At 72.0% G+C, this 13,352-nt stretch carries 13 protein-coding genes and 1 riboswitch; of the genes, 9 read left to right on the top strand and 4 right to left on the bottom strand.

Features of this window, described 5'->3' with window-relative positions; genetic code table 11:
* The first annotated feature begins 81 nt into the window (after positions 1–81).
* From ACIBB8_RS01035 to ACIBB8_RS01000, 8 genes are all read left to right on the top strand, one after another.
* Positions 82–693, top strand: coding sequence for a TetR family transcriptional regulator (locus tag ACIBB8_RS01035; RefSeq protein WP_398948271.1), 612 nt, complete (start codon positions 82–84; stop codon positions 691–693).
* A gap of 109 nt (positions 694–802) precedes the next feature.
* The gene (locus tag ACIBB8_RS01030) at positions 803–1,120 is read left to right on the top strand and encodes a DUF4190 domain-containing protein (protein ID WP_398948270.1); all 318 of its coding nucleotides are present in this window, start codon (positions 803–805) and stop codon (positions 1,118–1,120) included.
* A gap of 209 nt (positions 1,121–1,329) precedes the next feature.
* Positions 1,330–2,577, top strand: a complete 1,248-nt coding sequence (locus ACIBB8_RS01025; protein ID WP_398948269.1) for a substrate-binding domain-containing protein — start codon at positions 1,330–1,332, stop codon at positions 2,575–2,577.
* 3 nt (positions 2,578–2,580) lie between these two features.
* Complete coding sequence (locus tag ACIBB8_RS01020) at positions 2,581–3,372, top strand: ABC transporter ATP-binding protein (RefSeq protein WP_398948268.1); 792 nt, start codon at positions 2,581–2,583, stop codon at positions 3,370–3,372.
* A complete protein-coding gene (locus tag ACIBB8_RS01015; RefSeq protein WP_398948267.1) occupies positions 3,369–4,121 on the top strand; it encodes an ABC transporter ATP-binding protein in 753 nt (250 codons plus the stop codon). The genes ACIBB8_RS01020 and ACIBB8_RS01015 overlap by 4 nt, the downstream gene beginning before the upstream one ends.
* On the top strand, positions 4,121–5,008 hold the full coding sequence (locus ACIBB8_RS01010) for a branched-chain amino acid ABC transporter permease (protein WP_398948266.1): 888 nt from the start codon (positions 4,121–4,123) through the stop codon (positions 5,006–5,008). The genes ACIBB8_RS01015 and ACIBB8_RS01010 overlap by 1 nt, the downstream gene beginning before the upstream one ends.
* Positions 5,005–6,150, top strand: coding sequence for a branched-chain amino acid ABC transporter permease (locus ACIBB8_RS01005; protein WP_398948265.1), 1,146 nt, complete (start codon positions 5,005–5,007; stop codon positions 6,148–6,150). Before ACIBB8_RS01010 ends, ACIBB8_RS01005 begins: the two co-directional genes overlap by 4 nt.
* The gene (locus ACIBB8_RS01000; RefSeq protein WP_398948264.1) at positions 6,147–7,043 is read left to right on the top strand and encodes an alpha/beta fold hydrolase; all 897 of its coding nucleotides are present in this window, start codon (positions 6,147–6,149) and stop codon (positions 7,041–7,043) included. The genes ACIBB8_RS01005 and ACIBB8_RS01000 overlap by 4 nt, the downstream gene beginning before the upstream one ends.
* A 39-nt stretch (positions 7,044–7,082) precedes the next feature.
* Here ACIBB8_RS01000 and ACIBB8_RS00995 read toward each other — a convergent pair whose 3' ends face one another.
* The 4 genes from ACIBB8_RS00995 to ACIBB8_RS00980 all read right to left on the bottom strand — a co-directional run bounded on the left by ACIBB8_RS00995 (position 7,083) and on the right by ACIBB8_RS00980 (position 11,766).
* The gene (locus tag ACIBB8_RS00995) at positions 7,083–9,068 is read right to left on the bottom strand and encodes a helix-turn-helix domain-containing protein (protein ID WP_398948263.1); all 1,986 of its coding nucleotides are present in this window, start codon (positions 9,066–9,068) and stop codon (positions 7,083–7,085) included.
* Positions 9,069–9,109: 41 nt separating this feature from the next.
* The gene (locus ACIBB8_RS00990) at positions 9,110–9,916 is read right to left on the bottom strand and encodes a 3-hydroxybutyrate dehydrogenase (RefSeq protein ID WP_398948262.1); all 807 of its coding nucleotides are present in this window, start codon (positions 9,914–9,916) and stop codon (positions 9,110–9,112) included.
* Between the two features lie 135 nt (positions 9,917–10,051).
* Positions 10,052–10,285 carry a ferredoxin gene (locus ACIBB8_RS00985; protein WP_398948261.1) on the bottom strand — a complete coding sequence of 78 codons (234 nt, stop codon included), beginning with the start codon at positions 10,283–10,285 and terminating at the stop codon, positions 10,052–10,054.
* Positions 10,285–11,766 (bottom strand): aldehyde dehydrogenase, encoded by a 1,482-nt coding sequence (locus ACIBB8_RS00980; protein ID WP_398948260.1) that lies wholly within the window; start codon positions 11,764–11,766, stop codon positions 10,285–10,287. The genes ACIBB8_RS00985 and ACIBB8_RS00980 overlap by 1 nt, the downstream gene beginning before the upstream one ends.
* Before the next feature lie 348 nt (positions 11,767–12,114).
* Between ACIBB8_RS00980 and ACIBB8_RS00975 the strand changes: the two genes are divergently transcribed.
* A complete protein-coding gene (locus ACIBB8_RS00975) occupies positions 12,115–13,152 on the top strand; it encodes an MBL fold metallo-hydrolase (protein ID WP_398948259.1) in 1,038 nt (345 codons plus the stop codon).
* 31 nt (positions 13,153–13,183) lie between these two features.
* Positions 13,184–13,318: riboswitch (cobalamin riboswitch) on the top strand.
* The last annotated feature ends 34 nt before the right edge of the window (positions 13,319–13,352 follow it).

Below are 13,352 nucleotides of genomic sequence, written 5' to 3'. Positions count from 1 at the left end.
ACCGGGCACCCTGGCATGCTGTGCGCCGCCGGGGCCCAGACGCCTCCCCCGGTCGTGGACAGAAGCCATGGATGGGGACACATGACAGCGGAAGCCAAGCCGGCATCGCCGCCCCTGACGGAACGGCAGGAGGCCCGTCGTCGTCGCATTCTGCACGCCAGCGCCCAGCTCGCCAGCAGGGGCGGTTTCGAGGCGGTTCAGATGCGTGAGGTGGCCGAGGCCGCCGGGGTCGCCCTGGGCACGTTGTACCGGTACTTCCCCTCCAAGATCCACCTCCTGGTCGCCACCATGCAGGACCAGCTCCAGCACATGCACGGGACGCTGCGCAAGCGCCCTCCGGCCGGGGACGACGCGGCGGCGCGCGTCGCCGACACCCTGATGCGGGCGTTCCGCGCGATGCAGCGCGAACCGCATCTGGCGGATGCGATGGTGCGTGCGCTGACCTTCGCGGACCGCAGCGTCAGTCCCGAGGTGGACACCGTCTCGCGGATCACGACGGCCATCATCCTGGACTCGATGGGGCTCCAGCACCCGACGCCGGAGCAGCTGTCCGCGGTCCGGGTCATCGAGCACACCTGGCACTCGGCACTGATCACCTGGCTGTCGGGGCGGGCGTCGATCGCGCAGGTGAAGATAGACATCGAGACGGTGTGCCGGCTGATCGACGTGACGGCACCCCGGGACGCGTCCTGACGGGTCGCGCCCGGAGGACCTTTCATCACACATCCCTCACCTTCCTGTCCGGAAGGAGCTCGAACCTCTCCTTATCATGACCATGATCAACATTGATGGAGAGGAAGACATGGCTGACCAGTCAGGCAGTGCAGTCGGCGCGGCGGGTTACGGCGCCCAGCCGCCGAGCGGCTACGGGTACGGCGGCGCCCCACTGCCCAGCGGCAAGGCGACGGCCTCGATGGTGCTCGGCATCCTCGGGCTGCTGCTCGTCCCGATCATCCTGCCCATCATCGCGCTGTGCCTCGGCATCTCGGCCCGGCGCATGGCGGACCGGGGCGAGGGAGGCGGCCGCGGCCAGGCGACCGCCGGAATGGTGATGGGCATCATCGGCATCGCGTTCGCCGCCCTCGGCGCGATCACGGCCACGGTCCAGGCGATCGCCTAGGGCCACCGCTCGCGGCACTGACGCGTCGGTGCCGCGCCGCCCCGGGGCCGTACGCTCCGGTCCACGGGGCGGCGCCTCCCGGCCCCGGCCCATGTGCGGCCCCCACATGTGCACCGCCTCAGGTGGGGGCCCCTGCACCATGTCGACGGCGGCGCGGGGTTCATACGGTTCGGCGACATCACAGGAATCCCGCCGAGGAGCCGGTCACCATGCGTCGCAGAGCCACAGGCACCGTCCACCACCGCAGATCCCTCTCCGCACTCGCCACGCTGGCCGCCGCCGGCGTCCTGCTGACCGGCTGCACCGCCGCCGGCAAGGCGGGCGAGTCGGACAGCGCGTCCGGCAAGGGCGCGAAGGACCAGACCGTCGACGTGGGGCTGGTCTACTCCCGGACCGGGCTGCTCGCGGCCTACGGGAAGCAGTACCGCGACGGCTTCATGGCAGGTCTGGACTACGCGACGAAGGGCACCGGCAAAGTGGCCGGGCACCGCATCGAGGTCACCGAGCAGGACGACGCGGGCGACCCCGGCAAGGCGGTCGCCGCGGCGAAGAACCTGATCGGCAAGGGCTACAAGGTCCTGGCCGGGACCACGGACTCCGGGGTCGCCCTGCAGATGGCGCCGCTCGCCGCGCAGAACAAGGTGCTGTACGTCAGCGGGCCCGCCGCCACCGACGCCGTGACCGGGATCAACGACTACACGTTCCGCTCCGGCCGGCAGTCCTACCAGGACATCCTCACCGCCGGAGCGATGCTCGGCGGGGCCAAGGGCAAGAAGGTCACCGTGCTGGCCCAGGACTCCACGTTCGGCCAGGCCAACGTCGCCGCGGTGAAGGCCGTGCTCGGCGGCCAGGGCGCGAAGGTGGGTTCCGTGCTGGCCCCGCCGAGCGCCACGGACCTGACCCCGTTCGCCCGGCAGGTGAAGGCCGCCGGTCCCGATCTGGTCTTCGTCGCCTGGGCCGGTTCCACCGCCCCCGCGCTGTGGACCGCCCTGGACCAGCAGGGGGTGCCGAGCGCATCCAAAGTGGTCACCGGGCTGGCCGGGACCGCCTCGTACCCGGTCTTCGGCGCGGCGGGTTCCAAGGTCTCGTTCCTGGCGCACTACTTCCCCGGCGCGGGCGGCAACAACGCCGTGGAGAAGGCCATGCTGGACGCGGTGGCCAAGGCGGGCGGCACCCCTGATCTGTTCACCCCCGACGGCTTCACCGCGGCCCAGATGATCGTGCACGCCGTGGAGGAGGGCAGCGCCACCGATCCCGCCGCCATGGCGAAGGCCCTGGAGGGCTGGAGCTTCGACGGGGTGAAGGGCAGGGAGCAGATCCGCGCCGAGGACCACGCGCTGCTGCAGCCGATGTTCGTGGCGAAGCTGACCGGGAAGGGCGCCGCCGCGAAGCCGGAGCTGGTGAGCACCGAGCCGATGGACAAGGTGGCGCCGCCCGCGAAGCCCTCGGCGGGCTGACCAGTGGCGGCACCTGACATCACGGCGGATCACGGGAGCGCGGCGCACTCCGCCGCCCCCGTGCTTCAACTGGCCGGACTGACCTGGGGCGTCGGTGGGGCGACCATCGTCGAGGACATCACCCTGGAGGTCCGCGAGGGCGAGTTCCTGGCCTTCATCGGTCCCAATGGGGCCGGCAAGACCTCGCTGTTCAATCTGATCAGCGGGCTGACGACCGCCACCTCGGGCACCCTCGCGCTGGACGGTGCGGACCTGACCGGCCGTCCGGCGCACGTCCGGGCCCGGCGCGGGATCGGCCGGACGTTCCAGACGTCCAGTCTCTGGCCGGGGATGAGCGTGGCCGATCACGTCCGGCTGGCCGCCCAGGCCGCCGGGGGCGGCTCGTACCGCGTGTGGCGGCGCGCTTCCCGGTACACCGACGAGGTGCGCGGCGTGCTGGAGCGCACCGGGCTCGGCCACCGGGCACGGGCGCTGGCGTCCGAACTGTCGCACGGCGAGAAGCGGAAGCTGGAGCTGGCGGTGCTGCTCGTGGGCGAGCCGCGGCTGATGCTGCTCGACGAACCGATGGCCGGGGTGAGCGCGGAGGAGGTCCCGGCACTCACCGAACTGATCCGCACCCTGCACCGGGACGAGGGCCGCACCGTCCTCATGGTCGAGCACCACATGGACGTACTGCTGGGGCTGGCCGACCGGCTGGCCGTGATGCACCACGGCCGGCTGCTGGCGCTGGACACCCCCGAGGCCGTGACCGCCGACCCGACCGTGCAGCAGGCCTACCTCGGGGAGGGGCTGTGACGACGCAAACCCTGCTCGCCGTGCGGAACCTGCGGGTTCTCATCGGCGGACGGCACATCCTGCACGGCGTGGATCTCGATGTCGCCCGCCACGGGGTGACCGCGCTCCTCGGCCGGAACGGCGCCGGGAAGACCACGACGGTGCGCGGCATCCTCGGCCTCGTCCCGCGCACCGGAAGCGTCCGGCTCGACGGTGAGGAGACCGTGGCGCTGCCCACCCACACGCTGGTGCGGCGGGGCATCGGTTACGCCCCCGAGGACCGCGGCATCTTCGCCGGACTGACCGTGGCGGAGAACCTGCGGCTGGCCGAGCGGCGCGGGGCGGGCGCACCCGCGTACCCCCTCGTCCATGAGCTCTTCCCCGAACTGAAACGCCGGGAGCGCCAGTTGGCCGGGACGCTGTCCGGCGGGCAGCAGCAGATGGTCGCCATCGGGCGCACCCTCCTGAGCCGGAACCGGCTGATCATCGCGGACGAACCCACCAAGGGGCTGGCGCCCAAGGTGGTCACCGAGGTCGCCGAGGTGCTGGAGCGGGCCGCCGAGGCGGTGCCGGTGCTGCTCGTGGAGCAGAACCTCGCCGTCGTACGGCGCCTCGCCGCGCACTGCACGGTGCTCGCCGACGGCCGGACCGCCCATCAGGGACCGGCCAGTGAGCTGCTGGGCGACGCGGAGGCGGCGCGCCGGCTGCTGGGCGTGGGGCACGGCCCGGCCGCCCCCGTCCCTTCCCGGAACGCGGAGGAACATTCCTGATGTCCACCCTTGTGCTGCTCACCATGACCGGACTCGGTCTGGGAGCGCTCTACTTCCTGATCGCGTCGGGGCTTTCGCTGATCTTCGGTCTGATGGACGTGCTCAACTTCGCGCACGGGGCGCTGCTCTCCATCGGCGCCTACGGCACCTGGTGGGCGGCGTCCGGCCATCTGCCGGGCGCGGGCCCCGGCGGTGCGGGCTTCGTCCTCGCGGTCCTGTTCGGTACGACGGTGGGCACCGCCGCCGCGGTGCTGCTGGAACTCACCGTGGTCCGCCCGCTCTACACCCGGCCGCGCGAGCAGGTGCTCGCCACGGTCGGGGTGGGGCTCGCCGTCCCGGCGCTGCTGTCGGGCATCTGGGGCTCGGACGCCCGGACCTTCCCCGGGCCCGAGGCGCTGTCCGGCACGTTCTCCCTGCTGGGCGCGGAAGTCCCGGTCAACCGGCTGGTGCTGATCGCGGCGGCGGTCGTGGTGCTGATCGCGCTGCGGCTCTTCCTCGGGCGGACCCGGCACGGACTGGTCGTACGGGCGGGGGTCGAGGACCGGGCGATGGTGACCGCGCTCGGTATCGATGTCCGCAAGGCGTTCACCCTCGTCTTCGCGATCGGCGGCTGTGCCGCCGCGCTCGGCGGGGCGCTCGGCGGGCTGTACTTCGGCTCGGTCGACCCCCGGCAGGGCACCTCGCTGCTGATCTTCGCGTTCGTCGTGGTCGTCACCGGGGGCATGGGCTCGGTGACCGGCGCCGCCGTGGCGTCCGTCGTGATCGGTCTGGTCCAGCAGTTCGCCAACTACTACACCGCAGCGGGCCTCGGCGACCTGGCCGTCGTCGTCCTGCTCGCCGCGCTGCTGCTCGTACGGCCGCGCGGACTGACCGGGAGGCTCGCGTGAGCACCATGACCGGGACACCCGATCGCACGAGCGGTACGCCGACGGCACCGTCCGACGCACCGGTGCGTGCGAACGCGGCGCGGCTGCTGCGCTGGTGGCCGGCCGTGGTGCTGGTGCTGCTGATCGTCGCGCCGTACAGCGCCCTGCCGTTGCCGGGGCTGCTCGACGGCCCGCTGGGCAGTCCGGGCAGCCTTCAACTCCTTGCCACCTGCCTGTTGTTCGGCGCCCTGGCCACCGGCTACGACCTGCTGCTCGGCCGGACCGGGCTGCTCTCCTTCGGGCATGCTCTGTACTTCGCGGCGGGCAGCTACGCCACGAACACCATCATGCTGGAGGCCGGACTGCCGTTCACCGTCTCCGCGCTGGTCGGCGTCTGCTTCGGGATCGTGCTCGCACTGGTGCTGGGATCGGTGAGCCTGCGCGTCACCGGCATCGGCTTCTCCATGGTGACGCTGGCCTTCGCCCAGGCGGGCTCGATCCTCGTCTCCCGCAACCCCGGCGGCGTCACCGGTGGCGAGGAGGGCCGGGCCGCGCCCGCCGAGCTGCTGCCGTCCGGGCTCGTGGGCATCGAGCACACGGCGAACCTGTACTGGCTCGCGCTCGGCTATCTCGTCCTCACCGTGGCCGTCGTCCACTGGGCGGTCCGCTCCCCGACGGGGCGGGTCTGGGAGGGCATCAAGGAGAACGAGCGCCGGGTGGAGGTGCTGGGGCTGAGGCCGTACGGGTTCAAGCTGACGGCGTTCGTCCTGGCCGGTGCGCTGGCCGCGCTCGGCGGGCTCGTCCACCTGCTGCTCACCGGCGGCTCCACCCCGCAGACGACGACGTCGGACTTCACGCTGTCGCTGCTGGTCATGGTGGTGCTGGGTGGCTCGGGCACCCGCTGGGGACCGATGGTCGGCGGCATCCTCTATACGTGGGCCGACCACCGGCTCGGCGATCTCGCCGGATCGGGTGCGGTCGCCGACCTTCCCGCGGTGCTGCGGGTACCGCTCTCCCAGCCGCTGTTCCTGCTGGGCGTGGTGTTCGTGGCTGTGGTCCATCTCCTGCCGGGCGGGCTGGCACGGCTGCCGTCCCGGATGCGTTCCGTATTCCGTGCAACCAATGAGGGCGCACCCGCCCGGAAGGAGGACCGGCACTCATGACCGCGTACGAGGAGATACGTGTCCCGGTGGCCGGGGGCGAGCTGGCCGCGCTGCGCTGGCAGGCCCGGGAGCCCGGTGCGCCGGTGGTCGTCGCGCTGCACGGCATCACGGCCAACGCGCTCTCCTGGGGCACGGTGGCGCGGCTGCTGGCCGGGCAGGTCACGCTGATCGCCCCGGACCTGCGCGGCCGGGCCGGAAGCTCCGGGCTGCCCGGACCGTACGGCATCGCGGCGCACGCCGATGACATCGCGGCCCTGACCGGGGCGCTCGGCCTGGACCGGGTGGTGCTGGCCGGTCACTCGATGGGCGCGTTCGTGGCGGCGCTGGCCGCCGTACGGCATCCGGACCGGTTCGGTCCGCTGCTGCTCGTCGACGGTGGGATCGGCTTCCCCGCCCCCACCCATCTCTCCCCGGACGAACTGATGACGGCGGTGATCGGCCCGGCCATGGACCGGCTGTCGATGACGTTCCCCGACCGGGCCGCCTACCGGGAGTTCTGGCAGGCGCATCCCGCGTTCGCCGGGGCCGCCTGGTCGCCCGAGGTGGACGCGTACATCCAGCGCGATCTGACGGGCGACGAACCGGCGATGCACTCGACGTGCCGGATCGAGGCGGTGCGCACCGACGGGATCGGACTCTTCGACGACGACGTGCTGTCGGCGGTACGGAAGTTGCCGGTGCCGGCGACGCTGCTGTGGGCGGCGCGCGGTCTGATGGACGAGCCGCAGGGACTGTACGACGAGCAGCGGCTGGCCGCCGCCGACCTCTCCGGCACCCTGCTGGAGCCGGTGGCTGTGCCGGACGTCAACCACTACACCGTGCTCACCGGGGACGCCGGTGGACGGGAGATCGCCACACGGCTGGTGGCACTCTCGAACGTACCGAGACCGTAAGGCGGTTGAGGACGGAGCGGTAACCGGCCGGACGGACGGCTACCGCTCCTGACCGCCCGACAACAGGTTCAACCGAAGCGCCAGCTGAAGTTCCAGCGCACGGTCGGGCTTGTTCCAGTCGTGGCCGAGCAGCACCTGGATCCGGTCCAGCCGCTGCACCACCGTGTTGACGTGGACGTGGAGTTCGTCCTTGGCGCGGACGAGGCTGCCGCCGGCGCCGAAGTAGGCGCTCAGCGTGCGTACGAGGTGGGTGCCGCGCTGGGCGTCGTACCGCAGCAGGGGTCCGAGCGTCGCGGTGACGAAGCCGTCGACATCCTGTGCGTTGCCCAGCACCACGCCGAGGAAGCCGAGTTCGTCGACACAGGCGCCTTCTCCGGTACGGCCGAGGACACGCATGGCCCGCAGGCAGCGGGCCGCTTCGGCGTACGCGGCGGCGAGCTGCCGCGGACCCCGGGCCGGACCGGTGGCGGCCACGGTGACGGGGGCCTGGACCAGCTGGCCGAGCTGGGCGGCCGCGGCCCGCGCCGCGGCCCCCGCATCGGGTCCGGGGTCCGTGTCTCCCCCGCAGCCAATCAACAGCACGACGGTTCCCGCGTGTTCGGCGCTCACGCCGTGGATGTCCCCGCCGAAAAGATAGCGCAGGGCAGCGGCGCAGAGCTTCTCCCGGGCGCTCGCCTCGGCCACGAGCAGCAGATGCGGGCGGTCCAGGTCGATGCCGAGGCGTCGGCCGCGTTCGGCCAGTCCGGCGGGGTCGCGGTCCGCGTCGGTCAGCAGATCGCTGATCAGCTCGCCGCGTATCCGGTTCTCGGTCTCGGCGACCGTGCGCCGCAGCAGCAGCAGCAGGCCGGTGACCACGGCGGCGCGCTCGAAGAGCCGCCGGTCCGAGTCGTCGAGCCGGCCGTGCCGGTGCAGGACCAGACCGGCCAGGTGTTCCTGCCCGGCAAGTACGGCGCAGATCCACCGGCCGTCGCGGTGCACGGCGCGCGCTCCGGTGCGGGACTTCTCGGCGGTCTCGACCAGCCATCCGGCGTCCATGGAGTCGGCGGCGAGCCCCGCGCCGTCGGGCCGGACGGCCGCCAGCGGGCGCCCGCCCGGGTCGTGGATGGTCAGCGGGGAGTCCAGCAGCCCGGCGACGGCCGCCGCGACGTCCTTGACGTCACCTCCGCGCAGCACCAGGTCGGTCAGCCGGTCGTGCGCCTCCTCGGCCCGCTGCATGGCGGCCGAGTGCTCGCGTACCGCCGCATTCGCCTCCGCCAGCTCGGCGTTCGCCCCGGCGAGTTCGGCGAGGGCGGACCGGGTGTCTGCGAGGGCATGGGCGGTGTCGATCGCGATCGCGGCGTGCGCGGCGAGCGAGCAGAGCAGGGCGACCTCGTCGGGGCTGAAGACGCGGGGTGCGCGGTCGGCGGCGAAGAGGACGCCGATGACCTTCCCCGTACCACCGCGGCTGGAGCCGAGGAGCAGGGGCACGCCCAGGATGGCGACGAGCCCCTCGTCGAGGACCCCGGCGTTGATGTTGCGGGTGTGGCGGAAGCGGTCGTCGGTGCGGTAGTCGGGGGTGGCGTACGGGCTCGCGGTCTGCGCGACCAGGCCGCCGAGCCCTTCGCCGAGTTCCAGCCGCAGCCGCTGGAAGAGGAGCGACACCGACCCGTCGGTCACCCTCATGTAGGTGTCCCCCGCCTCCTCGTCGGGGAGCGTGAGATACGCCGTGTCCGTGCCGAGCAGCATCCTGGCCCGCCGGACGATCGCCTTCAGTACGTCGTCCAGATCCCGGGAGGCGGCCAGATCGCCCGCGGTGTCGAAGAGCGCGGTGAGCTGGAGCTCGCGGCGCCGGTGCTGGCGCAGGGCGCCCCTGATCCGCAGGGCAGTGGCGGTGGCCGCCTCCACCTCGGCGAGTTCGCCCGCGGGGACACCGGCCGCCCGCGCCTGGGAGGAGACGGCTCCCAGCGCCTCGGCGGGGGCGTCCTCGGCCAGCAGATCGAGGAGGAGGCGCAGATGGGGCGCGGCGGAGGGGGTGGGTGCAGACATGGGCGGCCATCGTTCGTCGGGAGGGGCGGGAGCCGGGAGGGTCAGTTGGCGGTCCAGCCGCCATCCATGGAAAGGGAGGTGCCGGTGATGTGGGAGGTGCCCGGTCCGCACAGCCAGAGCACCGCCCCGGCGACGTCCTCGGCTTCGATGAGGCGTTTGACGGCACTGCGTTCCAGCATCACCTTGCCCACCACCTCCTCCTCCGTGATGCCGTGGGTACGGGCCTGTGCCGCGATCTGGTTCTCGACCAGGGGCGTGCGTACGTAGCCGGGGTTGACGCAGTTGCTGGTCACTCCGTGCGGTGCTGCTTCCAGGGCGACCACCTTGCTGAGTCCCTCCAGTGCGTGCTTGGCCGATACGTATGCCGATTTGTACGGGCTGGCGCGCAGCCCGTGGACGGACGAGATGTTGACGACGCGCCCCCAGCCGCGTTCGTACATGCCGGGCAGGGTGCGGCGCAAGATGCGGAACGGTGCTTCCACCATGACGCGGTGGATCAGGGCGAAGCGGTCCGGCGGGAATTCGTGTACGGGGGCCACGTGCTGCAGCCCCGCGTTGTTGACCACCAGGTCCGCGTCGTCCGGCAGGGAGTCCACCGCCTCGGGCACGGACAGATCGACGACCCAGGCCGTTCCGCCGATCCGCTCCGCCAGTTCTTCCGCCGCGTCGGCTGCCTTGTCCACGACGTACACATGGGCGCCGGCGGCGGCGAGAACCCGCGCGCAGGCCTGTCCGATGCCGCTCGCCGCACCGGTCACCAGGGCGGTACGGCCGACGAGGGGCCGGCCTGCGGGCGGGGGGACGGTGAGCGGGGCGGGCCCGGGTTCCGGGCGCTGGGGAGTCTCCATGGTCGTCACCGTAAGGAGACGGAAGCCCACGTCACACGGGGTCGGTGCACACACCGTCGCGTGTCGGCATGGTGCCGGCGTACATGGTGCGGGACGGGGGGCGGAGGCCGTCAGCGCCCGTCGTCGGGCCCGGTCCTATTCCTCCGGCGGGAAGACCACCTCGCCCGAATCGGCCAGCGTCAGCGTGATCGCTTCGACGGGACATCCTTCCGCCGCCGCGAGCACCCCCTCGTTGGCGTCGGTCTCCGGATCCCCTGGGTGGGACTGACGGGCGGAATCCAGCCGGAAACCGTCCGGAGCGTGGTTCACGCACATCCCGGAGCCGATGCAGACGCTCCGGTCGACCTCCACGTGCCAGCGGTCCCCCATCACGCCTCCTGCGGGCCGGGCTGCCCGGGTTGGTACCCGGCGGGCAGATGGATCATCTTGTGCTCGAAGTACTCGCCGTACCCCTCGGGTCCGAACTCCCGCCCCATGCCGGAGTTCTTGTAGCCGCCGAACGGCCCGAGCATGTCGAGACTGAAGGTGTTCACGCTGTACGTGCCCGTCCTCACCCGGCGGGCGATGTCGATGCCACGCTCGGTGTCGGCGGTCCAGACGCTGCCACTGAGCCCGTACTCGGAGTCGTTGGCGATCTTCACCGCCTCCGCCTCGTCGCCGTACGGCAGCAGGCAGATGACCGGTCCGAAAATCTCCTCGCGGGCGATGCGCATGGAATTGTCGACGGATCCGAAGAGGGTCGGCTCGACGTACCAGCCGCGCGCCTGGGAGGCCGGACGGCCGCCACCCGTAAGGACCTTGGCGCCTTCCTCCTGGCCGATCCGGATGTAGTCGAGGGAGCGCTGCTGCTGGCGCTGCGCGACCAGGGGGCCGAGTTCGGTGGCGGGGTCGAGCGGGTCACCGACCTTCAGCGCACCCGCTGCGGCGGCGAACGCCTCGGCGGTCTCGTCGTAGCGGGAGCGCGGGACGAGGATGCGGGTCTGGGCGACGCACGCCTGACCGTTGATCATCCAGGCGAACGGGACGATGCCCGCGACGGCCTTGGCCAGGTCGGCGTCGGGAAGGATGACAGCGGCGGACTTGCCGCCGAGCTCCAGGGTGACACGGGTGAGGTTCCGGGAGGCGACCTCCATGACCCGGCGGCCCGCCGCGACCGAGCCGGTGAACGACACCTTGTCGACGCCGGGATGCCCGACCAGGTACTCGCTGACCTCACGGTCGGCGGGAAGGATCGACAGCACCCCCTCCGGCAGCCCCGCCTCGGCGGCGATCTCGGCCAGGATGTAGGCGTCCAGGGGCGATTCGGGCGAGACCTTGAGTACGGCGGAGCAGCCGGCCAGCAGGGCGGGCGCGAGCTTGGCGGCGGCGGTGAACTGCGGGACGTTCCACGGCACGACGGCCGCGACCACCCCGACCGGCTCCCGGCGCACCAGCAGCGGCCCGAGAACGCCGTCGCGGCGCTCCTCGTACGGGAAGGTGCGGGCGACGGTGATCGCCGCGTCCCACACCATCATCGCGGCGATCGCCTGCACCATCACGCTGGAGCTGTAGGGAGTTCCGTTCTCGGAGCTGATGACGCGGGCGATCTCCTCGTACCGCGCGGCGAACGCGTCCTTGATCCGCGTGATCACCTCGATCCGCTCGTCCAGGGACGCGCGCGGCCAGGGCCCTTCGTCGAAGGCCCGGCGGGCAGCGGTGACGGCCCGGTCCACATCCGCTTCGCAGGCGTGCGGCACCCGGCCGATGACCTGCTCGGTGTGGGGCGATATCACCTCGATGACGTCCTGGCCGAGCGGATCGACCAACTCCCCGCCGATGAACAGTTTTCCGTGTTCCACAAGCTCGGTCATGGCTGCTGCCTCCCGCGACCCGGCACGTACCGACTCCGCACCTGACTTCACACCTGACTCCGTGTCAGAACTGATATCAGTTCCAGTTCCAGGAGTCCACGCATCGGACATCGCACACGAGACCGGCGTGATCCGGCAGGCGTCGGCACCCTGCCCCGGCGATCACTCCGCGGCGGGGCTCGCGGCACGTCTTCCCCTTCGATCCGCGGCGGCCGGGGAAACCGCGGCCCTTCGCGGGCCCGCCGGCCTGAAGCCGATAGTCGTCCTGGGCTACTACTGGAACGAGTTCTCGTTACAGTGGGCGTGGCGCAACACAGCCGCAGGCCGGGACGGCAGAGGGGAAGCCCCATGACACAGGTGACCGAGCACGGCGGCGGCGTGTGGTCCATCAAGGTCCCGATCCCGGACAACCCGCTCGGCCACACCCTGGTGCATGTCCTCGACACCGACCGCGGGCCGGTCCTCGTCGACACCGGCTGGGACGACCCCGACGCCTGGGACACCCTGGTCGCCGGAGTCGCCGCCGTCGGTGTGGACATCACCGGAATCCACGGCGTGGTCATCACCCACCACCATCCCGACCACCACGGACTCTCCGGACAGGTCCGCGAGGCCTCGGGGGCGTGGATCGCGATGCACGCCGCGGACACCGCGATCGTGCGCCGCACCCGTGAATCCGAACCGGGCACCTGGCTGACGTACCTCGCGGCGAAGCTCGCCGCGGCCGGCGCACCGGAGGAGCATCTCGCCCCACTGCACGCCCCCCGCACGGGCGGCCGGATGCGCACGCTCCCCGGACTGCGCGCCGCCCTCCCGGACCGCGAGATCGTCCCCGGCGAACTGCTCGGCCTCGCGGGCCGGCGGCTCCGGGCGATCTGGACGCCGGGCCACACCCCCGGCCATGTCTGCCTGCACCTGGAGGAGGACCATCCGGCCGATCTGCCCGGCCGCGGCCGCCTCTTCTCCGGCGACCATCTGCTGCCCGGGATCAGCCCCCACATCGGGCTGTACGAGGACCCGGACGACACGACGGTCACCGACCCCCTGGGCGACTACCTGGACTCGCTGGAGCGCATCGGCCGGCTCGGGGTCGCCGAGGTGCTGCCCGCCCACCAGTACGCGTTCACGGACGCGGCGGGGCGCGTACGAGAACTCCTCGGCCATCACGAGGAGCGGCTGACCGGACTGCTCACCCTGCTCGCCACCCCGTTGACGCCATGGCAGCTGGCCGAGCGGATGGAGTGGAACCGGCCTTGGGAACAGATCCCGTACGGCTCGCGGAACATCGCCGTCTCCGAGGCGGAGGCTCATGTGCGGCGGCTGGTCAAGCTGGGGCGCGCGGAGGCGGTGCCGGGCAGCGGGCCGGTGACGTACGTCGCGGTGTGAGGCAGCCCTCCGCCCGGGGCGAGCGGGCTACCTCCCGGTAGAGTGTGCGAGTCGTCATCACGCCCGTTCAGGGGGAAGCCGGTGCAAATCCGGCACTGACCACGCAACCGTGAGCCGCCGACACAGCGGCGAGTCGGGCTGCCCTGTCCGCGGTCGTGACCGGCTCGCGTCACCGGAACCCCGGTGACCGGCACCGTCGA

Origin of the sequence: Streptomyces sp. NPDC051286 (assembly GCF_044455345.1) — a bacterium.
GTDB lineage: Bacteria > Actinomycetota > Actinomycetes > Streptomycetales > Streptomycetaceae > Streptomyces.
The sequence above is the reverse complement of the archived record's forward strand: the minus strand, read 5'-3'. Positions and strand labels throughout refer to the sequence as shown.

What these genes read in the sequence shown, in the direction of transcription:
- ACIBB8_RS01035 (WP_398948271.1), top strand. Translation starts at nt 82, where the DNA reads ATGACAGCGGAAGCCAAGCCGGCATCGCCGCCCCTGACGGAACGGCAG.
- ACIBB8_RS01030 (WP_398948270.1), top strand. Translation starts at nt 803, where the DNA reads ATGGCTGACCAGTCAGGCAGTGCAGTCGGCGCGGCGGGTTACGGCGCC.
- ACIBB8_RS01025 (WP_398948269.1), top strand. Translation starts at nt 1,330, where the DNA reads ATGCGTCGCAGAGCCACAGGCACCGTCCACCACCGCAGATCCCTCTCC.
- ACIBB8_RS01010 (WP_398948266.1), top strand. Translation starts at nt 4,121, where the DNA reads ATGTCCACCCTTGTGCTGCTCACCATGACCGGACTCGGTCTGGGAGCG.
- ACIBB8_RS01000 (WP_398948264.1), top strand. Translation starts at nt 6,147, where the DNA reads ATGACCGCGTACGAGGAGATACGTGTCCCGGTGGCCGGGGGCGAGCTG.
- ACIBB8_RS00995 (WP_398948263.1), bottom strand. Translation starts at nt 9,068, where the DNA reads ATGTCTGCACCCACCCCCTCCGCCGCGCCCCATCTGCGCCTCCTCCTC.
- ACIBB8_RS00990 (WP_398948262.1), bottom strand. Translation starts at nt 9,916, where the DNA reads ATGGAGACTCCCCAGCGCCCGGAACCCGGGCCCGCCCCGCTCACCGTC.
- ACIBB8_RS00985 (WP_398948261.1), bottom strand. Translation starts at nt 10,285, where the DNA reads ATGGGGGACCGCTGGCACGTGGAGGTCGACCGGAGCGTCTGCATCGGC.
- ACIBB8_RS00980 (WP_398948260.1), bottom strand. Translation starts at nt 11,766, where the DNA reads ATGACCGAGCTTGTGGAACACGGAAAACTGTTCATCGGCGGGGAGTTG.
- ACIBB8_RS00975 (WP_398948259.1), top strand. Translation starts at nt 12,115, where the DNA reads ATGACACAGGTGACCGAGCACGGCGGCGGCGTGTGGTCCATCAAGGTC.